General features: G+C 63.6%; 23 protein-coding genes and 1 pseudogene. 12 read left to right on the plus strand and 12 right to left on the minus strand.

Annotated features, from left to right (window positions below; translation table 11 throughout):
* Positions 1–55 precede the first annotated feature (55 nt).
* From AOQ71_RS47885 to AOQ71_RS16310, 4 genes and pseudogenes are all read right to left on the minus strand, one after another.
* On the minus strand, positions 56–307 hold the full coding sequence (locus tag AOQ71_RS47885) for a hypothetical protein (RefSeq protein ID WP_245316903.1): 252 nt from the start codon (positions 305–307) through the stop codon (positions 56–58).
* Between the two features lie 2 nt (positions 308–309).
* On the minus strand, positions 310–1674 hold the full coding sequence (locus tag AOQ71_RS16300) for an MFS transporter (protein ID WP_057747799.1): 1365 nt from the start codon (positions 1672–1674) through the stop codon (positions 310–312).
* Between the two features lie 194 nt (positions 1675–1868).
* A complete protein-coding gene (locus AOQ71_RS16305; RefSeq protein WP_057747802.1) occupies positions 1869–2792 on the minus strand; it encodes an SMP-30/gluconolactonase/LRE family protein in 924 nt (307 codons plus the stop codon).
* A gap of 113 nt (positions 2793–2905) precedes the next feature.
* Positions 2906–3637, minus strand: a pseudogene (locus AOQ71_RS16310) (IclR family transcriptional regulator); the annotation flags it as partial.
* 414 nt (positions 3638–4051) lie between these two features.
* Here AOQ71_RS16310 and AOQ71_RS16315 point away from each other — a divergent pair.
* The 3 genes from AOQ71_RS16315 to AOQ71_RS16325 all read left to right on the plus strand — a co-directional run bounded on the left by AOQ71_RS16315 (position 4052) and on the right by AOQ71_RS16325 (position 6974).
* Complete coding sequence (locus AOQ71_RS16315; protein ID WP_157083539.1) at positions 4052–4537, plus strand: hypothetical protein; 486 nt, start codon at positions 4052–4054, stop codon at positions 4535–4537.
* A gap of 349 nt (positions 4538–4886) precedes the next feature.
* Positions 4887–5678, plus strand: coding sequence for a helix-turn-helix domain-containing protein (locus AOQ71_RS16320; protein WP_162268366.1), 792 nt, complete (start codon positions 4887–4889; stop codon positions 5676–5678).
* 267 nt (positions 5679–5945) lie between these two features.
* Positions 5946–6974, plus strand: a complete 1029-nt coding sequence (locus AOQ71_RS16325) for a hypothetical protein (protein ID WP_057747812.1) — start codon at positions 5946–5948, stop codon at positions 6972–6974.
* A gap of 23 nt (positions 6975–6997) precedes the next feature.
* On the opposite strand, the gene AOQ71_RS16330 is transcribed toward AOQ71_RS16325, so the two are convergent.
* The 5 genes from AOQ71_RS16330 to AOQ71_RS16350 form a co-directional block, all read right to left on the minus strand.
* On the minus strand, positions 6998–8122 hold the full coding sequence (locus tag AOQ71_RS16330; protein WP_205668233.1) for a M20 family metallopeptidase: 1125 nt from the start codon (positions 8120–8122) through the stop codon (positions 6998–7000).
* A 47-nt stretch (positions 8123–8169) separates the two neighbouring features.
* Positions 8170–9108, minus strand: a complete 939-nt coding sequence (locus tag AOQ71_RS16335) for a polysaccharide deacetylase family protein (protein WP_057747815.1) — start codon at positions 9106–9108, stop codon at positions 8170–8172.
* Positions 9109–9139: 31 nt separating this feature from the next.
* Positions 9140–10015 carry a polysaccharide deacetylase family protein gene (locus AOQ71_RS16340; RefSeq protein WP_057747818.1) on the minus strand — a complete coding sequence of 292 codons (876 nt, stop codon included), beginning with the start codon at positions 10013–10015 and terminating at the stop codon, positions 9140–9142.
* Positions 10012–10722: an aspartate/glutamate racemase family protein gene (locus AOQ71_RS16345; protein ID WP_057747821.1), complete on the minus strand. Its 711-nt coding sequence runs from the start codon at positions 10720–10722 to the stop codon at positions 10012–10014. Before AOQ71_RS16345 ends, AOQ71_RS16340 begins: the two co-directional genes overlap by 4 nt.
* A 62-nt stretch (positions 10723–10784) precedes the next feature.
* Positions 10785–12368, minus strand: a complete 1584-nt coding sequence (locus AOQ71_RS16350) for an ABC transporter substrate-binding protein (RefSeq protein ID WP_063958239.1) — start codon at positions 12366–12368, stop codon at positions 10785–10787.
* A 273-nt stretch (positions 12369–12641) separates the two neighbouring features.
* Here AOQ71_RS16350 and AOQ71_RS16355 point away from each other — a divergent pair, with 273 nt between their 5' ends.
* Positions 12642–13607 (plus strand): LysR substrate-binding domain-containing protein, encoded by a 966-nt coding sequence (locus AOQ71_RS16355; RefSeq protein WP_057747826.1) that lies wholly within the window; start codon positions 12642–12644, stop codon positions 13605–13607.
* 47 nt (positions 13608–13654) lie between these two features.
* Positions 13655–14452, plus strand: a complete 798-nt coding sequence (gene allE / locus AOQ71_RS16360) for a (S)-ureidoglycine aminohydrolase (RefSeq protein WP_057747829.1) — start codon at positions 13655–13657, stop codon at positions 14450–14452.
* A 392-nt stretch (positions 14453–14844) separates the two neighbouring features.
* Here the strand turns inward: allE and AOQ71_RS16365 are convergent, their stop codons facing one another.
* Entirely contained in the window at positions 14845–15552 is a 708-nt protein-coding gene (locus tag AOQ71_RS16365; protein WP_063958248.1) for a GntR family transcriptional regulator, read from the minus strand.
* Between the two features lie 150 nt (positions 15553–15702).
* Here AOQ71_RS16365 and AOQ71_RS16375 point away from each other — a divergent pair, with 150 nt between their 5' ends.
* From AOQ71_RS16375 to AOQ71_RS16385, 3 genes are read left to right on the plus strand one after another with little or no spacing between them, the layout of a single operon-like run.
* A complete protein-coding gene (locus AOQ71_RS16375) occupies positions 15703–17127 on the plus strand; it encodes an MFS transporter (RefSeq protein WP_245316904.1) in 1425 nt (474 codons plus the stop codon).
* Between the two features lie 35 nt (positions 17128–17162).
* Complete coding sequence (locus AOQ71_RS16380; protein ID WP_057748068.1) at positions 17163–18572, plus strand: acyclic terpene utilization AtuA family protein; 1410 nt, start codon at positions 17163–17165, stop codon at positions 18570–18572.
* On the plus strand, positions 18565–18873 hold the full coding sequence (locus tag AOQ71_RS16385) for a DUF4387 domain-containing protein (protein ID WP_057747838.1): 309 nt from the start codon (positions 18565–18567) through the stop codon (positions 18871–18873). The genes AOQ71_RS16380 and AOQ71_RS16385 overlap by 8 nt, the downstream gene beginning before the upstream one ends.
* A gap of 54 nt (positions 18874–18927) precedes the next feature.
* Here AOQ71_RS16385 and AOQ71_RS16390 read toward each other — a convergent pair whose 3' ends face one another.
* Complete coding sequence (locus tag AOQ71_RS16390; RefSeq protein WP_057747841.1) at positions 18928–19875, minus strand: LysR family transcriptional regulator; 948 nt, start codon at positions 19873–19875, stop codon at positions 18928–18930.
* Between the two features lie 247 nt (positions 19876–20122).
* Between AOQ71_RS16390 and AOQ71_RS16395 the strand changes: the two genes are divergently transcribed.
* The 4 genes from AOQ71_RS16395 to AOQ71_RS16410 all read left to right on the plus strand — a co-directional run bounded on the left by AOQ71_RS16395 (position 20123) and on the right by AOQ71_RS16410 (position 24138).
* Positions 20123–21046 (plus strand): MBL fold metallo-hydrolase, encoded by a 924-nt coding sequence (locus AOQ71_RS16395; RefSeq protein ID WP_057747843.1) that lies wholly within the window; start codon positions 20123–20125, stop codon positions 21044–21046.
* 16 nt (positions 21047–21062) lie between these two features.
* Positions 21063–22058 (plus strand): alpha/beta hydrolase, encoded by a 996-nt coding sequence (locus AOQ71_RS16400; RefSeq protein ID WP_057748071.1) that lies wholly within the window; start codon positions 21063–21065, stop codon positions 22056–22058.
* A 160-nt stretch (positions 22059–22218) separates the two neighbouring features.
* Positions 22219–22545 (plus strand): hypothetical protein, encoded by a 327-nt coding sequence (locus AOQ71_RS16405; protein WP_057747848.1) that lies wholly within the window; start codon positions 22219–22221, stop codon positions 22543–22545.
* A gap of 129 nt (positions 22546–22674) precedes the next feature.
* Positions 22675–24138, plus strand: coding sequence for a tetratricopeptide repeat protein (locus AOQ71_RS16410; protein WP_057747850.1), 1464 nt, complete (start codon positions 22675–22677; stop codon positions 24136–24138).
* A gap of 97 nt (positions 24139–24235) precedes the next feature.
* Here the strand turns inward: AOQ71_RS16410 and AOQ71_RS16415 are convergent, their stop codons facing one another.
* Positions 24236–25033, minus strand: a complete 798-nt coding sequence (locus AOQ71_RS16415) for an adenylate/guanylate cyclase domain-containing protein (protein ID WP_057747853.1) — start codon at positions 25031–25033, stop codon at positions 24236–24238.
* Positions 25034–25086: the final 53 nt, after the last annotated feature.

Raw genomic sequence — 25086 nt, forward strand, 5'->3', positions numbered from 1 at the left:
GGCCGAGGCGAAGTCGAGGAAGGTGTGGCGGCCGTCGAGAACAGGCGCGAAGGCATCAGCGCTTTCGAGCGACCTCGAGCCCGGCGTGACGCTGAAGATCAGCTCCGCCGCATCGGCCAATTCCCGATTGGACCTGACCAGTGTCACGCCCGCGGCCCTGGATCAGATCGGCATACGGACCGTCGAAGGCATATTTGTCGTAGCAGAAGATCTGCTGCAGGCCGGCCTCGCGCAGCCCTTTGCCCAGCGTGCTGCCGATCTCGCCATAACCGACCAGACCGAGACGGAACTGCTTTCGTTCGCTCATTTTCAAATTCCTTTCGAGAGGGATGCGATGCGGCCGGTGCGGCCGTCAGCCGTTCCGGCCTGTCGCTGCAGACTGGCGCCAACCGGACGGATCAGGATGGCGGCAAGGCCGAGAAACGCGGCCACCGAGATCAGGGCCCAGGAGAAGCTGCCGGTCGACTGCTTGATCACGCCGATGAGATAAGGACCGACGAAGCCGCCGAGATTGCCGATCGAGACGATGATCGCGAGGCCGCCGGCGGCGGCGCTGCCGGTGAGGAAGCTCGACGGGATCGGCCAGAACGTCGACTGGTAGCACATGATGCCGATCACGGCGCCGCAGAGCGCGACGATCGAAACCGGCGCGGAGGACGTCGCGTAGCCGCAGACGATCAGCGAGGCCGCGCCGACGAGCAGCCCTGATGCCACGAACCAGCTGCGCTCGCCGCCTTTGTCCGACAGTCGCGCCCACAGCATCATGGTGATGGCGCCGCAGATATAGGGAATGGCGGCGATGAAGCCGACGGCGACGACGCCGAAGCCGAGCCCCTTGATGATCTGCGGCATCCACAGCCCGAGACCGACCGAGCCGATGATGGCGCAGAAATTGACGGCCGCGCAGGCGAGGACGCGCCAATTGATGAAGGCGTCCCTGAGTCGCGAGGGATGTTTTGTGGCAATGGCCTCGCGCTCTGCTGCCAGCACCTCGGCGAGCCAACGCCGCTCGTCAGGGCTCAACCACTTGGCCTGCTCTGGCTTGTCCGTGAGCGTGAAGAAGCACACGATTCCCAGGAGGGTCGCCGGCAGGCCCTCGAGGATCAAAAGCCACTGCCAGCCATGCAGGCCACCGAGGCCATCGAGGGTGAGCAGCGAGCTCGAGATCGGCGCGCCGATGATGTTCGCGATCGGGATGCCGAGCAGAAATGCCGCCGTCGCCGTGCCGCGGATGCGCGCCGGAAACCAATAGGTGAAATAGAGGAACACGCCGGGCGTGAAGCCGGCCTCGCCAAGGCCGAGCAGGAAGCGCATCACGCCGAAGCTGACGGGGCCGACCACGAACGCCGTTGCCGCCGAGATCAGGCCCCAGGTGATCAGGATGCGGGCGATCCATTTGCGGGCGCCGACGGCCTGCAAGGCCAGGTTGCTCGGCACTTCCGCCAGGAAATAGCCGAAGAAGAACAGTCCGGCGCTCCAGCCGAATGCGGACGGCGAGATGCCGAGGTCGCCGTTCATCGTCAGGCTGGCGATGCCGACATTGACCCGGTCGAGATAGGCGACGATGTAGCAGAGCAGCAGAAAGGGCACGATCCGCCACAGCACCTTCGCGAGGATCTTCTCCTCCTCGGCTGTGAAGCCCTGTTGGACTGAAGCGGCAGCGACGTTTGCCATGGGTTCCCTCCCGGGGCGCCGGTGTTGTCCCGGCCATGGCAAGCGCCTTAGCAAAAACAGAACGCCGTTGCAATTTTTTTTGCAACGGCGTTTCATTTTGTGAAAAGCCAAAGCGGCGCCCGTGTCCGCCGGACGAGGGTGTGCCCAGGAGAAAGTGAAGCGGTGGCCGTTGGTTACGGCGGCGGTTCCCGCCGTCAATCGGCGTGCGAGAACATCGCCAGGCCCGGCGTCTCGAGCTCGGCACGCACGATCGTTCCAGTACGGCTCTCGGTGATGAAGAGGCTCTTTCGCTCTGGGCCGCCAAAGGCAAGATTGGTCGTCCCGACGCCCGCGCAGGAGACGATGCGGTCGAGCGGTTCGGCCAGCGGCGACAACCGCCAGACCGAGCCGAAGCCGGTGTGGCAGACCAGAAGGTTGCCGCCGTCATCCAGCGCCAGTCCATCGGGACCACCCGGGCCGCCGTGCAGATGCGAGAAGATGCCGACCTTGGTGGTCAGGCCGCTCGCCGGCAGCGGCACGCGCCAGATCTGGTTGGCGCGCGTCACCGCGACCAGCAGAAAGCTTTCCTCGGGATCGACGACGATGCCGTTCGGGCTCGGGATCGTGTTGATGAGGCAGGTGAGCCGGCCATCCGGCGTGAGCTTCCAGACCCGGCCCGTCGGATCATGCATGCCGGTCTGGCCCTGGTCGGTGAAATAGAGATTGCCTGAGGATGCGAAGACGAGATCGTTCACGCCCTTGAAGCTCTCGCTCGCCGCCGTCTCCAGGAACGGCGTGACGTTGCCGCTGGCGGGATCGAGCAGCATGATCCCGCGCTTGTAATCGGTGATGAACACGCGGCCGTCGCGGTGGATCTTCAGGCCGTTCGGCCAGCCATCATATTCGGACACCAGCTCCCACCCCCCGTCAGCGCTGACGCGAAAGATGCGGCCATGGGGAATGTCGGTGACGTAGAGCCGCCCCTGCCGATCGAAGGACGGCCCTTCGAGGAAGGAGTCGATCTCGCGTCCGCCCTGATTGGCATCGGCCCAGGCGGTGCGGCGCGGTTTGCGAAGATGATCCGGCAGTCGCGTGAAGATGCTGGTCTCGATCCGGCGCGGCGGGCTGAAGAATGTCATGGGCTGGCCTTTGTGACGCGCTTGGCAGAACATAGAGTTCGACAGGATTGTCGCCCGCCGAAGCCAACGTCGCAAGCTGAAACGAAACTGCGTTTCGTTTTAAGCCGAACNNNTCGCCGGCGTCCGCTTTTCGCCGTGCCGGAGGACGGCGTTCCGCCGCAGGCCAGGGTCAGCTTGGTTGCGGCCTCGACCAGCGCCGGCTTGATCTGCTCCGCCCGCGCTGTCGTGAGCCGGCTGACCGGCCCCGAGACCGCCAGCGCCCCGACCAGGGAATCGCCGATACCGAAGACGGGCATGGCAAGAGCGGCCGCATGGGGATCCGTCACGCCGGAGGTGAACAGCGGCAACTCATCGTCCGGCCCGGGCGGCCCGGCCTCATATCGTCGCAGCGTTTGCGCGATGGCAGACTTGTCCATCGGGCGCGTATCGCCCGGCTGCACGGTCATCCGGATACGATTGCTGCTCTCCACCCGGAACAGACATAGCCTCTCCTCGCCATTGCGGACATAGAAGGACGTGGTCTCGCCGGTTTTTGCCGCGAGCTGCTCGAGCACGGGCATGACGTGGTCGGCCAGACGAAACGCCTGCTGATAGGCCGTGCCGAGGCGCAAGGTCTCCGCATCGAGCCGGTACGAGCCGTCAGGCAGGCGCGCGAGCAGCCGGTATTGCTGCAGCGACAAGGCCAGCCGCAGGATCGTGCTCTTGACGAGGCCGGTGCGCTCCGCGAGCTCGGCCAGGCTCAGGGCGCCGTCTCCGCGGCGGAACGCGGTCAATACCGCGAGTGCCCGTTCGGCCGCCGATACGCCCTTGAGTGCGGGCGGCTTCTTCACGGTCTGCTTTGCCATCTCACCCCTCGTCCTCGTCCCGTCCTAAGGCATTCCGACCACGAGGAGAAGGGGCTACGCCATCGTGCCCCCTGGCGTTGAGCTCCGCTCCGAGCGAATGTCGCACACGCCCTGGCTGACGGCGCGAGCACGGCCTTGGTGGTTGCGCGAAAGCAGGTGAAGTCGCTCGGCTCAAACAGGGCGTCGTGCCGCTGGAAGATGAACAGATATTCACGCACCGCGTGCTCGCGCGGGACATTATTGCCTATTGTTCCCGAATTCGCTCTTGAGGCTTGCATTGATCAATCGTGGCTCAAGACGTTCAAGCACCCTCGATTGAAGCCTCCTAGAATCGCACCTTAGCTGTTTGCTTTGTTGTCTCTGGGGCATTTGATGTATTTCACACTGATCAAGCCGGAGGTCGCAACCGCGTCGATGCAGAGCAATCTGTCCTTGCTCGAGGCTCTCGCCGGCGTTGCCCGGACGCAATTCACGACGCTATTGGACCAACTCGCCGATTTGCAAAGCCAATCCGTGGCGGCCTCCGCTATCGAGCGCGACGGCCATGGCGGCCTCATCGGTGCCAGGCGGGATATGATTGCCATCATCAAGGTGATGCAGCGAATGGCGGACGAGCTGTTGCAGGAGTCGAAACAGTCGTGGGAGTCGGTCGGATATACTTCCGGCAACGTCCACAAGATCGCCTTTGGGCGGCGGCGACTGCTCGGCGGGCGAACGCCGAACGATCTCCATGCGGCCGCCGTCGAAGAAAAGCTTCGGCGAACGCCCCGGCTGATGATTTCGCTGCTGGAGGTGGCCACGATTTTGGAAGAGGCATTTGCTGACCTGAGACCGGTCAAGAAAGAGCGCATAGGCGGCAACAGCGAGGGCTGCTCGGTCGACGTTGCCCCGGTCCAGTAGTTTCTATCGTCGACGGCTCAAATCCGGCCTTTCGTTGCGGCCCGTGTCACCCGGGATCGGTTCTCCACGAGACGACGACGGGAATAAGATACCTTCGTGCAACTTGACTGCGAACCAACGCCAATCCGAGATAAAGCGATCCGGCACATCAAGACCCGCAATGGCGCGGGCAAAGGGAGTATACGCCGACGGCAATGACTGGGGGTCGTTGCCGGCGGAGCGTCGAACGTAGAGCATGGACGATTGCGGACTCTATGGCGAGCGGCTCGCCACATTATTCCCGATGATCCGGCAGCCCAGCACGGGCCTCGTCAAGTCGCTCCAGAAGGGAACGTTCGCCGCGGTGCGGATGACCCATTTCGGGCCGTCCAGCGATCCAACCTTGCCGTCACCGCCCGATGCAGCGTTCGCGCTGTGTCTGCGATTGCGACGTCAAAGGGCCGAGGCATGGGTTGATGGACGCCATGCCCGCAAGGGCGCCGCGAAGGACGAGACGAGCATCTACGATCTGCGATGCGAGACGATCGTTCGCTTCCAGGATCCGTTCGATTTTCTTTATCTGTATCTGCCGCACAGCGCGTTGAGTGGTCTTGCGAGCGAGCTTGAGGCTGCGCACGTTCAGTTCGACATTGCGGCGGGTACGAACATCCGCGATCCTGTCGTGGCGCATCTCGGCAAGTGCCTGTTGCCCGCGCTTGAGCGGCCGCACGAGGCCAACGAGCTGTTCGTTGGCTCTGTTGCGATGGCGCTCAACACGCATTTCCTCCACACCTACACCAGCATTCTTCCCGTCGATCGCCTGCAACGCAGCGGATTGACACCCTGGCAGCTTCGCATCGCAAAGGACCTGATACGCGCTCATCTCGACGGGGAGGTTTCCCTGGCAGACATTGCGACCGAATGCGGCTTGTCGACGGCCCATTTTGCCCGGGCCTTCAAGATCAGCACCGGCACTCCGCCGCATCGCTGGTTGATGGATCAGCGCATCGAGGAAAGCAAGCGCCTGCTCGTCGGCTCCTCGTTGCCGCTCATAGACATTGCGATCAAATGCGGCTTCGCCGATCAAAGCCACTTCACGAGAGCTTTCTCGGCGAGGGTGGGGACCACTCCCGGTCGCTGGCGGATGATCAGAAAGAGCTGACCTCCGCCGCTTCGCACTTCTCTGGATCATGCGCCAGCCGGCGCTTGGCTAACAAGAATGGTTACTCAATCGTTGACGCTCTGCGGTTCGTTAACGACGCAGGGCGAATTGGCTTCTGCCGAGGACCATGTTTGATAAATTGCGGATAGAAGCACGGAAAGGTGCAAATCCAGGCCGATCCGCTGAGGCCGCCTCCCTCGAACAGCTGATTCAGACGCAAGCTGCTCTTGGACGTGACCGGCCCGTTCACCGGCAAGGAGAGATGAGATGCAGGTCAGATCCGCGCTTCAGATCAATTTGCATCCGCTGGACGTGCGCCATGCGGTCCACACACTTCCGCATCAGCTCGAGGTGTGGGGCGATCAGGTCGATCGTATCGTCTTCACCGTCGACACCAGGCAGAGCAAGAGCGGCCGCTATGCCGGCAGCGCCAACGAGGAGAGCCGCCGGCGCCTGTTCGCATTGCTGGAGGCCATCGCGCGGAAGTCGCCGAAGGCGGAGATTGCCGAGGTCGACTATTCGCCGGCGGCGCTCGCGGCCGTGCGGCAGCGCTATTTCTCCACGTCCGGCGCCTATCCGGAAAAGGCCTTCGATGGCGGGCCGTTCCATGCCTATTTCTACGGTCTGTCGAAGGCGAACGCGGACTATGTGGTGCATATGGACAGCGACATGCTGTTCGGCGGCGGCAGCCAGGTCTGGCTGGAGGAAGCGATCGGCTGGCTGACGGCAACGCCGGATGCACTGTTCGCCGGACCGCTTCCCGGTCCGCCCCGCACTGACGGCACGCTCGGCGATCTGCATGGCGGGTTCCCCGGACTGACCGGGATCCAGCCGCCCGAGCGGCTCGCCGCCGCCTACCCGGCCTACCGTTTTCGCACCGTGAGCACGCGGATCTTCGTGCTTGATCAGAACAAGTTCGATGCGTCGGTCGGGGCGCTGGAGCTGGTGCGTCCGAATCTCAAGCGCCGGATCCGGGCAAGACTGTTTCACCAGTCGCCGCTGACGATGCCGGCCGAGGAGATCATCTCCGCGGCGATGATGCGCAACGGGCTTTCCCGCATCGACTTTCTCGGTTCGGGCGCCGGGCTCTACTCGCTGCATCCGCCGTATCGCACGGAGGCTTTCTATCGGGAATTGCCACAGTTGATCGCACGTATCGTGGCCGGTGCGATCCCGGATGCCCAGCGCGGCGACTATGATGTCAATTCGAGCATGTTCGACTGGACGGAGGCGCTGCGGCAGAAGACCGTAAGCCGCCGTCTCGCCCGCGCCGCGCGCGCGCTGATGTCGAGCTGAGCACGCCGCCGAGACCGGTTCGTCTATGATCCAAGCGCCGTGATCATTCGCCGCAGCAGCTCGGCGCGTCGTGGAAGCGCGGAGACCACGACATATTCGTTCGGCGAGTGCCACTCATTGCCGATCGCACCGAGACCATCCAGGGTCGGGGTGCCAACGGCCGAGGTGAAATTGCCGTCGCTGCCACCGCCGCTCGAGGTTTCGACGAGGTCGATATCCTGCTCCCGCGCGATGGATTTCGCGAGCGAGAACAGCTCCAATCCACCTGCAGTCCGTTCGAGGCACGGCTTTTCAATTTCCCCACTGGCCGTGACCGTGACGTCGCTGCCGATCGGCCCGGTGGACAAGATCGTCTCATCAACCAATCGGCCAGCCTCGGCGGAGGAGAAGCGGACATCGATGGTGCAGAAGGCGCGGCCCGCGACGACATTCCGCGCCGTGCCGCCACCGACTTCCCCGACATTGACCGTCGTTCCCGTCGAATAGTCGGTCAATTTGTCAAGCTGCACGACCTGGCGAGCAAGCTCGGAGATGGCGCTGCGGCCGCTCGCGTGAGCCGAGCCAGCATGCGCTTCCCGGCCCTCGACGTCGAGACGGTATTTCGCACGGCCCCTGCGGAAGGTGATGACCTCGTCCTTGCGGGCCGGCTCGGCGATCAGCGCGTAGCGGGATTCCCGCGCCAGCCGCTCGATGATGCGGCGCGAGGTCGGAGAACCGATCTCCTCGTCCGAGGTGTAGAGAAGCGTCAGCGGAAGGTGCGGCTGATGGACCAGACCGGCAATATGCTGAGCGGCTTTGAAGGCCAGAAAGCCGCCCGCCTTCATGTCTGCGATGCCCGGACCATGAAAGCGGTCGCCATCGCGGCGCATGGCGACCGACCCCGGCGGGCATACCGTATCGAGATGCGAAACGGAGAGGATGCCCGGCCCGCGCCCCCACGGCAGCCGGACCAGCAGATGGTCGCCCATTCCATCGGTCCCCGGAATTCGCTCCAGGCTGGCGCCGAGTTGTACAAAGTCTGTGGCAACGACGTCGAGCAGCCGCGCCATGTTGTCGACGTCACCGGTTGGCGTTTCGATCTCGACCCAGCGACGCAGGCCGGCGAGAAGCGATTCCGCTTCGGTTGACTGTGTCTGGTTCGGCATCATGCTCCCGCAAAATAATTGCAACGCCCCGCATCAATATTCGCGAGGAGTCAGCTCAGGCTGCCCTCATAGTCCTGCCAGATCGAAGCGGACAGGCGAAGATGGGTGTCCGCGGGATAGGTCGCGGACCAGTAATCCGCGCATTCCGCTCCCGTAGCATTCCATAGGCCAGGAAAATTCGCGATGTATGCAAGCACCTCTTCGAGCGCCTCGGCGTGGTGTCCCCAGCCGCTCCCTTTCGGATGCAGCGTCAGCGAGAAGTACCGACCGCGTCGATACTGGGCCTCGAACTCGCGAAGCCAATTTCGCTTCAGCGCATTGACCCGATCAAGGCCTGTGCCTTCGGTCGGAAACATCAGGAAAAACTGATCGTCACAGCTGTAATGGTATGGAAGCGTCAAGAAAGCCTTGCGCTGCACGAAGTCCGCGACCCAATAGTGCGGAGCATCGTCCGCGAGCCCGTTGCCCATATAGCCGTAACCGGCATCGAGCAGCAGGCCTATCGTCGCACAGCTCACGCTGCCGACGGCGAACGCGTCCTGCTGCCGGGGCAGGGAAAACCATCCCTTCGGCCGGCGTCCGACAATCCGCTCCAGCGTCGATGTCGTCAGCGCGATCCGTTCTCTCTCCTCCTCCACGCTCAACGCGCTGACATCCTCGTGCTTCCATCCTCCGGCGGCGATCTCGTGCCCGTCGTCGCGGATGGACTTGATGCGGTCGGGATGGATCTCCGCCATCACGGCGGGGACGACGAAGGTCGCGCGCAGACCATATCGCCGCAGCAGCCGCATGATGTTCTGCAGCCCGACCGTGATACCGAACAGCGAGGTCGGATGCGTGATATCGGGCGCGGTAATCCCTGAAGGTGTCGAGGCAGGACTGAGATCGACGACCACGCTGAAGCAACAACGCTTGCCGTCCGGCCAGCGGACTTCCGAATCCTTCATCCCGATTTCGTCCGATATCGTGTAGTTCTGCTTCCAGGGCATTGAGCTGGTCCTGACGGGCTGTCGTCGATTTTCAGGCGGGATGCCGGGCGAGCACGTGCCGCGCCAGATCCTCGCAGGTCGGGAACCACACGCCTGGAAGCTTCTTCATCTCGACGATCAGGCGCTCCAGCATATCGACTCTGGAGGCACGGCCGGACACGAAGGGGTGCAGCATGAAGTTGAGATAACCGCCTAGCCTGTACTGGTGCCAGAAGGCACTTCGCCACATCTCGAACACTTCATCCGGATCGAGCAGCCTTTGCGCGGCGGTCTTGCTGCCAGCCCAATTCGCGCTGAAATACATCGCGTCATCGATAGCAAAGTGCACCGGCAGCTGCACCATCCTGTTCATCCCGTTCTCGTCGTCCTGATAGAGCGGTGTGTAGGTGCAGGAGGTCGAGGAATTGTAGATGAAGCCCTGCCGCCGCAGCAGCGCGGGGCTGTGTTCGCTGCGGGTTCCAACGGGACGGCGACCGGCGACGCGTTCAAGCGCGGCGATGGTCTTGAGCAGATGGTCCTCCTCGAGCGCCTTGTCCTTGGGAACGTGATGCTCCCACATGTGATCGGCGATTTCATGCCCGGCTCTGGCCGCGCGGCGCAGGGCTTCCGGATAGAGCTCGCAAATGCGCCCCGGCGTGAAGATCGTGACCTTGATGTCGTGAGCTTCGTACATTTCCAGCAGGCGCCAAATCCCGATGCGGCCGCCGAACTCCCCTTTCGCGAGTTGCATCGGCGGCTCATTCGCAAGCCGGCGGGCCAGCATGGCATCGAAATCCAGCGTGAAGTTCACCGCCATCCGCACGCCGGGCGGAAGCACGAAGTCCGGAATCGGAAAATGCCGCGCCTCATAGGCAAGCGCCACGGCCTTCAACTGTTCGACCTCATCGGCGAGCGCGGCGCTGGTCATCGGTTGCTCCCGGAGACTTTGGCAGGGCGAAGATTCATGCCAACGGCTGCTTCAGCGATTTTGAGACCGGCAAGCACGGAATTGACGACGGGTACGCCGACGCGATCCTGCAGACGTTCCGTCAGCTGCGGCGTGAACCCCATCCCCATGCAGCCCATGACCAGAATGTCTGCGCCATCGTCGACACAGGCGCGTGCTGCTGCCAAAATTCCATTGAAGGCTTCATCCGGTCTGCGGACGAGATCGAGCACCGAACAGCCGACCATGCGTTCGGAGACGAAGACGTCGGCGACCCCAAGAGAACGAAGGCGCGCGAGCAGCCCTTTGGGCGTGGGATCGGACGACAGCACCGAGAAGCGTTCGCCGAATTGGGCCGCCAGGTGCATCGCGCTGCCGCCCGGCCCGATGACGGGAATATCGGTGAGGTCGCGAATGGCGGCAACACCGGGGTCGCTGAAGCAGCCGATGATGACGGCGTCGTAGCTCTCCGCGATCCATTTCGGAACAGCAAGGAGAAGCTCGGGCACGACCCGGGCCGCGTCGGCGTTGGACTCGACGGCCGACGGCCCATCGGCGAGCGGCCAGACGTCGATGACGACATCGGACGCGGCGGCCTCCGACAAATATGCGCGGCGCCGCTCGATCTCCTCGACCCCGAGGGTACGGTGCATGGGACTGGTCAACTGATAGAGAATCCTGGGCTTCATGTCACCGTTGCTCCCGGGCAAGACGCAGGACGACGACCGCCGGATTGCGTCGTACCTTCCTGCTACTCGCGGCGAACATTCCAGAACACCGGGAAGCTGAAAGGGATCATGCCCTTGAGATCCGAACGGTAGGCCGGAGGTGTCGCAAATTGTCCGGCGAGAACGTAGTTGACGTTGTTGTGGAAGGCAGCCTGGATCTCGTCGCGGTATTTCTTGCTCTCGGCAGGGCTCGACGCTTGGGAATACGCCTTCAGCAGCTTGCTCATCTCCGGATCGCAATACCAGCCGGGATTGTTCTCCAGGCAGTTCAACGACACCATCTGCTGCGCGAGTGGATTGACCAGATCGATACCCGCCATCACCAGCGGGGTCACGCTCCAGCCGCCCTCCGCCACCGGCGCCTTCTTCAGGCGACGCGCCGCAACCGTCGCGTAGTCCGATGTCCGCAGATCGACGTTGAAGCCCGCCTGCTTCAACTGGTCGGCCAGCACGGAGCCCACCGGATTGAGAATGGCGGATGTTCCTGCATGCAGAAACACCACGGGCTCGCCCTTGTAGCCGGCCTCTTTCAGGAGCTTCTGGGCGGCCTTCGGCCCGATGTCGCGGGAATATTCCGTGCCGGCGTCCGAACTTCCGTCGTTGCCGCACATGTAGATCGAATAGCAGGTGCGGTACATGTCGGCCGGTAGTCCCAGACCAGCCATGACGTCTTTCTGTTCGACCGCGGCCTGCAACGCCCGGCGTACAAGCGGATTGTCAAAAGGCGCGTGGGTGTGATCGACATTGATCGCAATCATGTTCTGGGCGATCGCCGGCTGCTTGCCGATCGTCACCTTGGGATTTTTGCGCAGCACGTCGATGTAATCGTAGGGCACGACCTCCAGAAGATCGACCTCTCCCTTCTGCAGGGCCGCGGCGCGGGTCGATTGATCGGGAATACTCAAGAGCTCGATGCGGTCAAAGTTCGCGACTTTCCCACCGGCAAGACCATCTGCCGGCTCGGAGCGCGGGACATAGTCGGGATTGCGGGCGAACACCGCCTTGGCGCCGGGGCGCCACTCGTCTTTCAGGAAAATGAACGGCCCTGAGCCGACGACCTCCGGCACCGCGGTGTTCGCGTCCAGGCGGGCCAGGCGTGCCGGCATCATGACGGGTATCTGATGGCCGGGCTTGCCGAGCGCCTCGATGACGAAGGCGAAAGGCCGCCTGAGCTTCAACTCGAACGTCTTGGAATCGATCACCGTGAATCGCTCCGCGGCATCCATCAGCTGGGCACCGAAGCCCTCGCGCTTGGCCCAGCGTTCGATCGAGGCGACACAGTCCTCCGACGTCACGGGCGCGCCATCGCTGAACTTCAGCCCGTCGCGGAGATGGAAGGTGTAGGTCAGGCGGTCGGAGCTGACCTCCCAGCCGGAGAGCATCTGCGGCTTGTAGTGGCCTTCGCTGTCGATCGCCACGAGCTCGTCAAAAACGAGGTACGCGAACACGCGGGTCGCATTGATTGTGGTGATGATCGGATCGAGAACCTGAAGCTCGGTCTGCAACGAGACTTTCAGCACCCTGTCTTCGGCGTGCGCGGCCTCAGAAGCGCCGGCGAGACCGACAAGTGAAAGCGCGGCTGACAGCACAAAATGGCGCAATCCCACGGAGGACCTCTTTTGTTGCCAGATACTTCGCCGCAGCTTTGGAGCGAAGCATCATCGATCACAGGACTGATCAGTGTTCGGTCGCCTCCCGGCCGATTTGCATCGTTGGCCCATGATGCGAGTTCATTGAGCCGCATCATCGACCCGATGAACCTACCGTCCCCGGCGTTTTTTCAGCAAACCACTTGTTTTGCGGCTGAGCATGATAAAAACTAAGCCTCATGGACACCGCTTCGAAACGGCACCGAGGCGGGTGAAAGGGCAGGTCAGCCGGTGTCACGTCTGTCGAAACGCGAGCGTCCGGCCCGTCGCCGTCTGCCGCCGCTCAACGCGGTGCGCGCTTTCGAGGCGGCTGCTCGTCACGTCAACTTTGCGCTTGCCGCCGATGAGCTGGCCGTGACGCCGGGAGCAGTCAGCCGGCATGTCAAGGCGCTGGAGGTCCAAATCGGCCGCAAGCTGTTCGATCGCTACCCGCAGTCGCTCGAGCTGACGGAGTTTGGCCGGACCTGGCTGCCCGTCGTGTCCGAGGCGTTTGATACGCTCGAAAGCGGGACTGCCCGGCTGCTGTCGGAGCGGCCGCGCGCGACATTCGCATTGAATGCGCCGACGGCTTTCGCCACCGGCTGGCTGCTGCCGCGCTTTGCCCGCTTCCATCGTGAGCAGCCGGAATTGACCATCAGGTTGCTCACCCAACCCGATCTGCCGGATCTTTTGCGTGAGGGTGCTCCTGATGCGGCGATTGCCCACGGCCGAGGCGAATGGCCGCGACTGAACGCCCATTTCCTGTTCGCCGACCGGCTGATACCGATGTGCAGTCCGGCCTACCTCGCTGCACAACGACGGCTTATCGAACCGGCCCATTTGCTCACCGAGACCCTGATCTCCACCGACGACACGGCGCAGGATTGGGCCGCCTGGTTTGCAATGGTCGGACTGCATGGCGAACAACCGCAACGCATGCTGCATTTCGCCAGCAGCGTGTTGCCCGCACATGCCGCCATGAACGGTCTCGGGTTTGCACTGATCAATCCCAGTCTGGTGACGTCGGAACTCGACCTCGGCCGGCTGATTGCTCCGCTGTCTTTCCCCCCGTTGATGCGAGGGACGGGCTGGTACCTTCTGCATTCGCGCGTTCGCCGCAAGGATCCCGTGATGATGACTGTCCGAAACTGGCTGCAACGCGAAGCCGGCTCCAGCGTCCGCCATATGTTTCCGAAACCGGGAGGCGCCTCTCGTTAGGGCTTTCCATTGAATTCGGACTCCCGCGAATTGATCGAGGACATCAGATGAACCCCAGCGATTTGCCCGGCCAACCCGGTGTCGTTCCGCCCGGAGCGATCGGCCATAATCGCGGCGTTGTCGGCCGCAACTTCGCGTTCATCCCTCCGGAGGGTGTGTTGGTCAGCAGGCTTCCGGCGTGGAGATCGACAGTCGTGCGCTTTCTGGCAGCACCATCGCTCGGCGCCGGCTTTGTCCAGTTCGTGCTGGAAATCGAACCGGCCGGAGGTACGGCCCGGCCGATCTGTGTGGATCTGCAGCACTTCTTCTATGTCGTGGCAGGCGAAGTGGACGTGACCATCGGCTCCGACTCCACAGTGCCGCTCGGAGCGGGGGCGTTTGTCTATGTACCGCCCGGCCTGTCATTTGCGATGACGTGTCGCCCCACCGCGCCAGCGCGCATCATCGCCGTCAAGAAACGCTATGAGGAAGCCGAAGGCATTGCCGCCCCAACGGCGATCATCGGCCAGCAGCAATCCATGCCGATGACTAACCATACCGGATTGCAGGGCCGCGGGTTCAAGCACCTGCTGCCGCTGGGCGACCTGAGGTTCGACTTCGAGATGAACCTGATGTTTTTCCAGCCCGGCGTCTGCTTCCCGGCGGTGGAAACGCACATCATGGAGCACGGATTGTTCATGCTGGAGGGGCAGGGCCTCTATTATCTTGGCGGCGGCTGGCACGAAATCTGGGTTGATGATTTCATCTGGATGGGATCTTTCTGCCCCCAGCAATTCTATCCCACCGGGCTCAATCACGCGGTCTATCTGCTCTACAAGAACGTCAACCGCGACGTCGTCCTCTGACGCCGCGCCCACGGCTGTCGACCTGAGAAGCGCAGCTCGCGCCGCGGCCCGCGACTCTCTGCTCGATCACATCACCGATGCAATTGATCCGTTGGAGCAGACCCGGTTGCCGGAGCGGTGCGACGCGGTGCCGGCGGTCGTACGTGCGGCGGACGCAATGTCGCGTCATTGTTCGGCTTGGTGATCGCCGGTGATACGGCATCGGCGGGCTCCGCGCGAAGCGGAGCGGCATAGAGTGTTGCAGCGAGACAACCGATCGCAATCGTCCTCACCATTGTCGCCTCCTCGGCCAGACGAGCTGCCGGATAGCAGCGCTGAAGCGTGGCGAAGGTAAGACCAAGGAAGCTTACTGGCCTCGTCCCCGCGACAGGACGAACGCGCCCCTTCGCGCCTCAAGCTCCGGCCACGGCGGTCGCGGGTGGCTCGCCGCGCAACTGCGCCATCAGAATCGTCCGCGAGGCGACAAGATGGGCACGCATTGCGGCTTCTGCGGCATCGGCATCGCGGCGTTCGATCGCGACGATGATCGCCTCGTGTTCGCGGTGCACCACCTCGATCCGCTGCCGGGTTCGTAAGGTCACCGCCGTGCTCTGAAACCTGCAGATCTGCAGCAGCGGATAGAGCTCGTTGCAGATGATGTCGATGAGCCAGCGGTTGCGACTGCCGCGCACGATCAGCGTGTGCAAATCGTCGCCGGCGCTGCGGACACGGAACACGCCATCGACACCTTCGCGACGATAGCTGTCCTCGAAAGCGGCGAGACGGACGCGCAGCTGCCGTGTCTCGTGCAGCGTCATGTTCTCGGCGGCCTGCCGGCTCGCCATGCCCTCGAGCGCTTCGCGCGTCGTCAATAACTGCTCCAGATCGTCGAGCGACAATTGCACGACGCGGACGCCGGAGAATGGCGTGCGTTCGAGGAGTTGGCGCCCCTCGAGGGTGCGGATCGCCTCTCTGAGTGGACCTCGGCTGACGCCGAACCGGTCGGACAGGGTCTGCTCCGAAAGCTTCTGCCCCTGCGCCAGCTCACCGGTGAGGATCGCCTGTTCAAGGCGGGCGACAATCTGGTCGACGAGAGCGCCGCTGGCTGGCTGTAACGTCATGATTCTCATCCGGAATTGTCTCCTGCCAAGACTACCAGAATCACAGTCACTGGCCAGTAAATTGTTGCCAATATAAGATATTGTTGACAATCTCGCTTATTGTATTCAATCTCCTGAGGTAGAAACGCCCATTCTCCAGGGGAAGTCCAAGTGAGCATCACGGCTATCGCCGAGCGGCCAGCCGAGCCGTTGCCGCATGCGCACGCCGCGGCGATCACCGCGCGCATCGATCGGCTGCCGGAGAACAGGCACACATGGCGCCTCGCAGTCCTGATCTCGCTGGCGGGAATGTTCGAAGTCTACGACCTCTATCAGACCGCCTACGTCCCAACCGGCCTGGTGCGATCAGGCATCTTCTCGGAAGGCGGCAAAGGATTGTTCGGCCTGCCGGACCAGGCCGCGTTTGCGTCTTCAACCTTCCTTGGATTGTTCATCGGCGCGATCGCGTTTGCCTCCGTCGCCGATCGCTTCGGGCGCAAGACGATCTTCCTGTGGGCGCTGGTCGGCTACAGCATCGCGACGCTGGTGATGGCGCTGCAATCGACCGCAAACGGCATCCTCGCGTGCCGCCTGCTCGCCGGAATTGGATTGGGCGTCGAGCTGGTCACCATCGATGCCTACCTCGTCGAAATCGTGCCGAAGCATATGCGCGGCAAGGCGGCGGCGATCATGCACGCGATCGCCTATCTTGCGATCCCGCTGGTTGCGTTCGTTTCCTATTTGCTGATTCCGCTCGATCCCCTTGGCGTTGCGGGCTGGCGCTGGGTTGTCCTGATCGGCGCAGGTGGCGCTGCCTTCGTGTGGTGGTTGCGCGTCAATCTGCCGGAGTCACCGCGGTGGCTTGCGCAGCACGGCAACATCGAGGCCGCCGATCGGATCGTCAGCGAAATCGAACAGCAGCTCGAGCAGGACCTTGGCCATGCGCTGCCGGCGCCTGCGCCTGAAATTGTCGGCGTCCCGCGCCGCGCAAGCTTTGCGGAAATCTGGCAGCCGCCTTATCGGCAGCGCACCATCATGCTGATGGCGTTCAATTTCTTTCAGACGATCGGCTTCTTCGGCTTCACCAACTGGCTGCCGACATTGCTCGCGGCGCAAGGGCACTCGATCACCAAGAGCCTGTTCTACTCCGCCGTGATTGCGGTGGCCTTTCCGCTCTGGGCTGTGCTGTGGGGCTTTACCGTCGCCGAACGCTACGAGCGCAAATGGCAGATCGTCGTCGCTTCAGGCGCCACCGCCGGGCTCGGCCTGATCTTTGCCATGCTGACGGTTCCCTCGCTGCTGATCCTGTGCGGTACGCTGATCGTCGGCGCCAACACACTGATGTCGTATGCCTACCATCCCTACCAGGCCGAGCTCTATCCAACCGAGGTGCGAGCCCGCGCGGTCGGCTTCGTCTACTCGTTCAGTCGCCTGTCGACGGTGTTCACGAGCTTCATCATCGCGTTTCTTCTCAGGGACTTCGGTGCACAATGGGTCTTCGTGTTCATCTCGCTCAGCATGTTCGTGGTGATGGGCTCGATTGGCATCTACGGTCCGCTGACACGCGGACGTTCGCTTGAAGACATTGCGCGCTAGCGCAACTTCATTTGTCGCAAGAGGTGATCAGGTACATGACCGAGAGTGTAAATCTGTCCGACACGGTAAGCGTCATCGTCCCGACGGGGATGCTGGGCGCCGGCGTCAATCGCACGCAAATCCAGTACGGCCTCCGCCGCGGCGCCAGCGCCATCGCGGTGGACTCCGGATCGACCGATAGCGGGCCGGCTTATCTCGCGCGCGGCGTATCGAAGATGAACCGCGAATCCATCAAACGCGACCTGCAGATCCTGATGGCGGAAGCGCATGCGGCGAAAATTCCATTGCTGGTCGGAAGCTGCGGCACCAGCGGCACCGACAGCGGCGTCGATTGGACCCGAGACATTGCGCTCGAAGTGGCCGCCGAGCTCGGCATCGCCCCGAAGATCGTCTGTCTCTACAGCGAGCAGAAGGCGGACGATCTCGTCAGGAAGAACGGCAAGGGAGAGATCACGCCGTTGCCGCCGCTAGGCCCGCTCAGCGACGCCGACCTGAAATCCTGCGAGCATATCGTCGCATTGATGGGACCCGAGCCGTACATCGCAGCGCTGGAGGCCGGTGCAGACATCGTGCTCGGCGGACGCACGACCGACACGGCCGTGCTCGCCGCGGTTCCCTTGATGCGCGGCGCCGGCATCGCGCAAGCCTGGCACGCCGCCAAGATCGCCGAATGCGGCGGTCAATGTACGGTCAATCCCGGGCTCGGCGGCGTGCTGATGCGGGTCGGCCGCGACGCCTTCGAGATCGAGCCGCTCGATATCGACAACCAGTGTTCGCCGGAGACCGTGTCCGCGCACCTGTTGTACGAAAACAGCGACCCGTTCACGCTGACCGAGCCCGGCGGCGTGCTTGATGCCCGGGATGCGGACTATCGCTGGGTCGATAACCGCATCACCCGCGTCACCGGCTCGCGCTGGACGCCGAAGCCCTACACCATGAAGCTCGAAGGCGCCCGCGGCGGTGATTTCCAGACAATCATGCTGATCGGCATCGAAGATCCGGAGGTGCTCGCCAATCTCGACGAATTCCACGATCTCATGCTGGAGACCCTGACGGGGCGCATCAGAAAGACCTTTGGTGACGAAGCTGTTCGCTTCGATGTGTCGCTGCGCATCTATGGGTGGAACGGCACGTCCGGCCGGCCGGTGCCGCGGGACACGGTCCCGCCGCGCGATGTCGGCGTGATGTTCGTGGTCACGGCGCCGACGCAGGACCTCGCCAACCGGATGGCGAAGGCGTGCAACCCCTATTTCTTCCACACGCCGCTGCGCCCGGGCATCGAGATGCCGAGCTATGCATTCCCGTTTACGCCAGCCGAAATTCCGCGCGGCCAGGTGTATGAGTTCGTTCTCAACCACGTCGTGCGAACAAGCGACGCCTTCGAGCTCGTGCGCAGCGTGAGCATCGACCCGGCGGATGCGAACAAGGGGGCACTCCATGCCTAAGCTCAGCGACATCTGCCGCCACGTCCGCTCCAAGAATGCCGGGCCATTTTGGGTGACGGTCGACCTTTTCTTCGATGGCGAGGAGAATTTCAGGCGCTATCGCGATACGCCGGCGCTGTCGCCGCAGACATTTGCGCGCTTGTTCGGCACCAATCCCGACCTGGTCAAACGCATCCCGGTCGACAATCTGCACGTGATCAAGATTTCCTATCCGCGCCCGCATCCGCAAGGCTGGATGCAGGAACGCGACATGCATGCCGGGCAGCAATTCGCGCGCCTGCTGGACCTTGAGATTGATTAGGCGCGTCCGGCCTTTGTCAAACGCGAGTTCGGCTGCTCCACGCGGTCGCAGAGATCACGTGGCGGCAGCAGCCTGGTAGAGGCGATCCCGCAACCAGGCGTGGCCTGCGTCCTCCTGGTTGCGCGGGTGCCAGAGCGCGACGATGCGGGCGGGCGGCAGTTCGAGCGGCGGCGGCGCCAGATCGAGCTCGTGGGCGAAGCGCATCAGGAATCGCCGCGGCAGGGTGCAGATGCAATCGCTGTGCGCGAGGATGACGGGGGCAAGCGCATAAGTCTGGATGGAGACCGCGACACGTCTGCTGCGGCCGAGCGCTGATAGCGCGTCGTCGACCAGGCCCGCAAAGCCGCCGCCATCTGCGGAGATCAGCAGATGATCGCATGCGCAAAACGCGTCGAGATCGAGCGCGTCTGTGCCGCGCGGATGGCCCTTGCGCTGCGCGGTCAGGAAGCTGTCCTCGAACAGCGGACGCTGCATCAGCTCGCTGCTGGTCCCGCCGGGTCCCGTGACCAGGATATCGATCTCGCCACGTTCAAGGCGATCGACGATGTCGGGCGTGGGATGAACGAGGGCGAGCCGCGTGCGGGGCGCCATCGCGGTCAATTGAGCGACGAAACCTGGCGCCAGTGTCACCGCCGGATTCTCGTGAATGGCAACGACGAAGGTGCGCTGGTCCCGCGCCGGGTCGAAAGCGGCCGGCCCCTCCACCATGCGGCGCAACCTGCCGAGCACTTCGGCGAGTTCCGCCTGCAGCTCCAGGGCTCGCGGTGTCGGCACGACGCCCCGTCCCGCCGCTGCCGGCACGAACAGCGGATCGTCGAACACCTGCCGCAACCGGTTCAGCCGGGCCGACAGCGCCGGCTGCCCGATGTTCAGCCGCAATGCCGCACGGGTGACGTTGCGCTCGCGCAGGAGCGCCTCCAGCGCAAGCAACAGGCCGAGGTCGATCTCGGCGAGGTCGGCATCGTCGGCCGACCGGCCCGGACCGCGTTCGACATCCGCCATCGCGGCACCTCCATTCAAGGCAAGAAGATCGCGGCCGCATGAGCCGCACCGAGAGAGGTTAAGGCCTTCACGCGGGCATGAAAAGCAGCCCGCCGCAAGGCCCTGATATCACCGGCATCGATGAGACGTATCGAGCCCACGGCCCTCCCGGACGCGGCGCCCGGCGCGTACCTCACAGCCACGGCGGCAGGTCCGGGATGTCGGCAATCTCGCCGGATCCGGCGCCGACCGAAGCGGAGGACGCTCAGTGACGAAGGAGACGAAGGCTTATCGCGTCGGCGATGCCACCATCACCCGGATCGACGAACTGTCGCTCGCGGCCTTTCAGTTCGACATGCTCTATCCGGGCGCGGACCCGGAGGCGCTGCAGCGCCAGCGCGCGCGGCTCGAGGCCGGCTCGTTCGATGCCACCACCGGCACGTTCATCCAGAGCATCCACAGCTGGCTGGTCAAGACACCGCGCCACACCATCCTGATCGATACGGCGACCGGCAACGACAAGAACAGGCCCGACATTCCGCCGCTGCACCGGCTCAACGAGCCCTTCCTCGCGCGGCTGCAAGCTGCGGGCGTCACGCCTGAGGAGGTCGACTATGTGCTCCTCACCCATGTCCATGCTGACCACGTCGGCTGGAACACGCGCCTTATCGACGGAAGCTGGCTGCCGACGTTTCCCAACGCGACCTACATCTTCTCTCGCATCGAGCAGGGCTATGGCGAGAGCCTGGCCAATGGTGAGGAACCAGCGACGAATCCGGCCTTGGGCCCTGCCCTGCGCAAGCCCGCCGACCGCGTCTATGACGATAGCGTACGCCCGGTGATCGATGCCGGCCTGGCACGGCTCGTCACTGTCGACGGCGGCGAGGTCCTGGAGGGAATTTCGTTGATCCCGACGCCGGGCCATAGTGTCGACCACGCCTCCATCCGCCTCGTCTCTCGCGGCGAGCAAGCCGTGTTCGCGGGCGACGTGATGCATCACCCGCTCCAGGTCTACGAGCCCTCGCTCAATTCCTGCTTCTGCGAATTCCCCGACGCAGCACTTCGCTCGCGCAAATTCGTGCTGGAGGACGCGGCCGAGAGCGGCGCAACCGTCTTCACCACCCATTTCGCACAGTCCTCCATCGGGCGCATCACGCGCAGCGGCGAGCGCTTCGCCTGGCAATTCCTCTGACAGAAGGAGAATGACGATGGACCAGACCATTCCTGCACATGGATACAGGCCCGACCTCGTGGTCGAGGATTTCACCGTCCCGAGCGACACGCCGGGGATTTCGCTTCACCTGCGCAACAAGCGCGCCAGTGCGCAAAAGACTTTCTCCGCCGAGCGGAGCATTTTGATGGTCCATGGCGCGACCTATTCGTCGGCCAGTCTGTTCGACGTGCCGCTCGGTGGCCGCTCCTTCATGGATCATCTCGCCACGCAGGGCTTTGATGTGTTCGCACTCGACGCGCGCGGCTATGGCGGATCGACCCGGCCGGCTGAAATGGACGCGCCGGCGCAGGACTCCGCGCCGCTCGTTCGCACCGAAGTCGCGGTGCGCGACCTCGCCAGCGCGGTCGACTATGTCCTCGCACACCGCGGCATCCCGCGCCTCAATCTCGTCGCCATGTCCTGGGGCGGCTCGGTGGCGGGGGCTTATACCGCCGGCAACAACGGCAAGGTCGCGCGGCTGGCGCTGGTCGCGCCGCTGTGGCTGCTGAACACCCCTGCCCCGATTGATTCCGGTGGCGCACTCGGTGGCTACCGCAAGGTCGCCGTGCTCGATTTCAGGGAGCGCTGGCTCGCCGCGGCGCCGGAAGCGGCACGCGCGAGCCTGATCCCGGAAGGCTGGTTCGAGCGCTGGGCGGAAGCCTCGCTCGCGTCAGATCCGCTGGGGAACGCTGAGCGCCCCCGCGTGATGCGCGCGGTGAATGGTCCGATCCAGGATATCCGCGATTACTGGGGCGCCGGCAAAGCCTACTATGATCCGAACGACATCCGCGTCCCCGTGCTTCTCGTTCATGCTGAATGGGACCGCGATGTGCCCATGGCCACGATGCAGGATCTGTTCAGTTCGCTCAAACGGGCGCCGTACAAGCGATGGGTGGAAATCGGCGAAGGCACCCATATGGTGCTGCTCGAAAAGAACCGCATGCAGGCCTTTGACGCCATCAGCCAGTTCCTGGCCGAACGCGATCCGTAGGGAACCCCACCAGGCTGACGTCGCGCAGGATTTTGCACAGAGCTGGAACCGCCCGGTAGCGAAGACGGAGGCTCCCATGTTCCGCATGCTCGCATCAGCGCATCGCAGGGAACGTCGGCAGCTACGCGTCGTTGATCCCTCTCGAAACTGGAGGACAGACATGAAGATCGTTCCAAGCATTGCCGTGATTGCCGCGACCATCGCGGTGACTGCGATGGCGACCCCGAGCTTCGCGCAAGGCCCGGGTCCCTGCACGAGCTCAGGCAACAACGCGGTCGGCGCCGAAGGCCCTGCCATGAGTGGTGGTCAGTTGATGGCCGGCGTTGGAAATTGCCGTCACCGCCACGCAAGGTGGCGCGATAGCTACGGCTACTATCAGGCGCCGGCGCGCACCTATTATGATCGCGGCTATTATGACCGCGGCTATTACGACGGCGGATATGACGGGCCTGGCGTCACGATCGGCGTCGGTCCCGGTCGATGGTAACAACAGAACTGAGGCCGCCGCGAAGGCGGCCTCTTTCGTTGCGGGAGCCTTTCAGGCTGCGCCAGCCTCGCACCAGCCTGGCACCAGAAAATAGCGCGACGGGACGTCGTCTCCATTTCTGGTCAGCTCATGAACCGCAGAGAGCGCCGGGCCGCGGCCAGGCAATCCCCACAAGTCGCGTCGCAGCATCTGGTGACCGCTAAGAGCCTGGAGGCCGCGAAGCAGGGCCAATCGCTGTTCAAGCTCGGCCGGTATGCCGAAGCCCTGGAATGCTTCGACGCATTCGAAAAGTTCAATCCCGATGTCGCACCTCTGTATCAGACGCGCGGGCTTTGCCTGCAGCGGCTGGGCCGGCTTGCGGAGGCGCAGGCCGACTTCGAGAAGTCCATTGCGCTGAACCCCCTTGAGGCCGAGACGCACAAGAATCTCGGCACGCTGCATGCGAGACTGGGCCGGATGGAGCAGGCCTTTGCTAGCTTCGATCGCGCGCTCGCGCTTCGTCCCGACTTTTCCGCGGCGCTCAACGAAAAGGCGCGGGCACTGTGGAGCCTGCAATTGCTGGATGAGGCCTTCGCGACGTTTCACCGATCACTGGCGGTCGCCCCCGACAATGCGGATACAATCTGGAATCTCGCGCTGCTGCAGATGCTGACCGGAGATTTCGAGCGGGGCTGGCTTGGACGCGAGGCCCGCTGGAAGGCGCCGTCTTTGGGCCTTGCGGAGCGCGGCTTTTCGCAAGCGCGCTGGCTTGGCGACCACCCGCTCGAGGGCAGGACCATCCTGCTTCATGCCGACGAGGCCCTGGGCGATTCCATCCAGTTTGTGCGTTACGCGCCCATGGTGGCCGCGCTCGGGGCTCGGGTCATTCTGGAGGTCAAGTCTGCAGTCCGGCCGCTGCTGGCCGGGATCAGCGGTGTCGCAGATTGTATCGACCGGTCGTCGACGCCGTCGCTGGCGTTCGACCTGCACTGCCCGCTCGGTAGCCTGCCGCTGGCGTTCGGGACGCGCCCCGATACGATTCCGTTCGCGGACGGCTATCTTCCTGCACCGCCGGCAGCGCGTGTGGAGTCGTGGGCGAGCCGGCTCGGCCCCCGCACGCAGCTTCGCGTCGGTCTGGTCTGGTCGGGAGACCCCGGTCACAAGAACGATCACAACAGGTCGATCGCACTGCGCGCGCTTGTGCCGCTGCTGGATTGCGACGTCCAGTTCGTCTCCCTGCAGAAGGGCATTCGCGATGCGGATCGCGCCTTCCTCGCCGGACGCTCCGACATGATCGACCTGACCGAGCAGCTTACCGATTTCAGCGAGACCGCGGCGCTGATGTCCTGCCTCGACCTGGTGATCTCGGTCGACACCAGCGTCGTTCACCTCGCCGGCGCGCTTGGCGCACCGGTCTGGATCATGCTGCCCTTCAACCCGGATTGGCGCTGGCTGCTCAATCGCGACGATAGCCCGTGGTATCGGTCGATGCGCCTGTTCAGGCAGAAGAAGCGGGACGACTGGGCCAGCGTGGTGGACAGCGTTCGGCGAGAGCTGGAAGGAAAAATTGCTGCGTGGCAGGCCCGGCAGAGCGGAAGCCATCCTCGCGGCTAAAGCGCGATGAGATTGGGTTGAATCGTCATCGCGTTTTAGCTCTTTGTTTGAGCACAATCTCTTCGGAAAACCGCTTCACACTTTTCCGGATCATGCTCTAACCCTCCACCCGGTAAAGCCGCCACCGCGCCGGCACGCCCTTGAGCTGGTGGCTGCCGTGATCGCTGAGGCGGATCTGGGATTGCGCCGCGAGCAGGTCCTTCACTGCGCTCGAGACCAGCACTTCGCCGGCGCGCGCCTTGGCGGCGATGCGGGTACCGATGTGGAAGGCAAGACCGACCATCTCGCCGCCGCTGATGCTATATTCGCCGGCGTGCAGGCCGACCCTGATCTCGAGGCCGAGCGTGCGCACGGCTTTCTGAATCGCGGCTGCGCAACTGATGCCAGCGGCCGGCGACTTGAAGGTTGCCAGCACGCCGTCGCCGGTCGTCACGACTTCCTTGCCGCGGCACGTCTTCAGCTCCTTGCGGACGGCGGCATAGTAGAGGCCCATCACCTTGGTCCAGCGCGCATCACCGAGCTTTGCGGCCTTTGCCGTGGAGCCGACGATGTCGACGATCAGAATCGTGGCGAGCGCCTGCTTGAGCTCGGCGCCGCCGTTGGCAGAATTTCTCCTGACGCCAATGGCTCCACTGAGCGGTTCATAGTCATGGCTGCGCCGCCGTGCGATGGCGGATCTGGTGTAGTCCTGGGCGCGCTGCGCCGTGCGGCAGCGGATCGTTTTCTCCTGTGGCAAATGCGTCCAGTAAACCTTGCGGCTCTTGCCGGCGCCCTGCACTTCGACGGCGCCCCATTTCAGGAGCACCACCGAGCCGACCCGCCGCACGCACCACGCCTTCGACGTGTACCCCGATACGTTCGACTGATGCAGGCCGACGCGAAGAAACTTGGGCATGACGATGCGGCTGATGCTGAACCGATGTGGCGGACCTCAAGCGTAATTCGACG

This window comes from Bradyrhizobium manausense (assembly GCF_001440035.1).
GTDB lineage: Bacteria > Pseudomonadota > Alphaproteobacteria > Rhizobiales > Xanthobacteraceae > Bradyrhizobium > Bradyrhizobium manausense.

What these genes read in the sequence shown, in the direction of transcription:
- AOQ71_RS47885 (WP_245316903.1), bottom strand. Translation starts at nt 307, where the DNA reads ATGAGCGAACGAAAGCAGTTCCGTCTCGGTCTGGTCGGTTATGGCGAG.
- AOQ71_RS16300 (WP_057747799.1), bottom strand. Translation starts at nt 1,674, where the DNA reads ATGGCAAACGTCGCTGCCGCTTCAGTCCAACAGGGCTTCACAGCCGAG.
- AOQ71_RS16305 (WP_057747802.1), bottom strand. Translation starts at nt 2,792, where the DNA reads ATGACATTCTTCAGCCCGCCGCGCCGGATCGAGACCAGCATCTTCACG.
- AOQ71_RS16315 (WP_157083539.1), top strand. Translation starts at nt 4,052, where the DNA reads ATGCAGAGCAATCTGTCCTTGCTCGAGGCTCTCGCCGGCGTTGCCCGG.
- AOQ71_RS16320 (WP_162268366.1), top strand. Translation starts at nt 4,887, where the DNA reads ATGACCCATTTCGGGCCGTCCAGCGATCCAACCTTGCCGTCACCGCCC.
- AOQ71_RS16325 (WP_057747812.1), top strand. Translation starts at nt 5,946, where the DNA reads ATGCAGGTCAGATCCGCGCTTCAGATCAATTTGCATCCGCTGGACGTG.
- AOQ71_RS16330 (WP_205668233.1), bottom strand. Translation starts at nt 8,122, where the DNA reads ATGATGCCGAACCAGACACAGTCAACCGAAGCGGAATCGCTTCTCGCC.
- AOQ71_RS16335 (WP_057747815.1), bottom strand. Translation starts at nt 9,108, where the DNA reads ATGCCCTGGAAGCAGAACTACACGATATCGGACGAAATCGGGATGAAG.
- AOQ71_RS16340 (WP_057747818.1), bottom strand. Translation starts at nt 10,015, where the DNA reads ATGACCAGCGCCGCGCTCGCCGATGAGGTCGAACAGTTGAAGGCCGTG.
- AOQ71_RS16345 (WP_057747821.1), bottom strand. Translation starts at nt 10,722, where the DNA reads ATGAAGCCCAGGATTCTCTATCAGTTGACCAGTCCCATGCACCGTACC.
- allE (WP_057747829.1), top strand. Translation starts at nt 13,655, where the DNA reads ATGAACCCCAGCGATTTGCCCGGCCAACCCGGTGTCGTTCCGCCCGGA.
- AOQ71_RS16365 (WP_063958248.1), bottom strand. Translation starts at nt 15,552, where the DNA reads ATGACGTTACAGCCAGCCAGCGGCGCTCTCGTCGACCAGATTGTCGCC.
- AOQ71_RS16380 (WP_057748068.1), top strand. Translation starts at nt 17,163, where the DNA reads ATGACCGAGAGTGTAAATCTGTCCGACACGGTAAGCGTCATCGTCCCG.
- AOQ71_RS16385 (WP_057747838.1), top strand. Translation starts at nt 18,565, where the DNA reads ATGCCTAAGCTCAGCGACATCTGCCGCCACGTCCGCTCCAAGAATGCC.
- AOQ71_RS16390 (WP_057747841.1), bottom strand. Translation starts at nt 19,875, where the DNA reads ATGGCGGATGTCGAACGCGGTCCGGGCCGGTCGGCCGACGATGCCGAC.
- AOQ71_RS16400 (WP_057748071.1), top strand. Translation starts at nt 21,063, where the DNA reads ATGGACCAGACCATTCCTGCACATGGATACAGGCCCGACCTCGTGGTC.
- AOQ71_RS16405 (WP_057747848.1), top strand. Translation starts at nt 22,219, where the DNA reads ATGAAGATCGTTCCAAGCATTGCCGTGATTGCCGCGACCATCGCGGTG.
- AOQ71_RS16410 (WP_057747850.1), top strand. Translation starts at nt 22,675, where the DNA reads ATGAACCGCAGAGAGCGCCGGGCCGCGGCCAGGCAATCCCCACAAGTC.
- AOQ71_RS16415 (WP_057747853.1), bottom strand. Translation starts at nt 25,033, where the DNA reads ATGCCCAAGTTTCTTCGCGTCGGCCTGCATCAGTCGAACGTATCGGGG.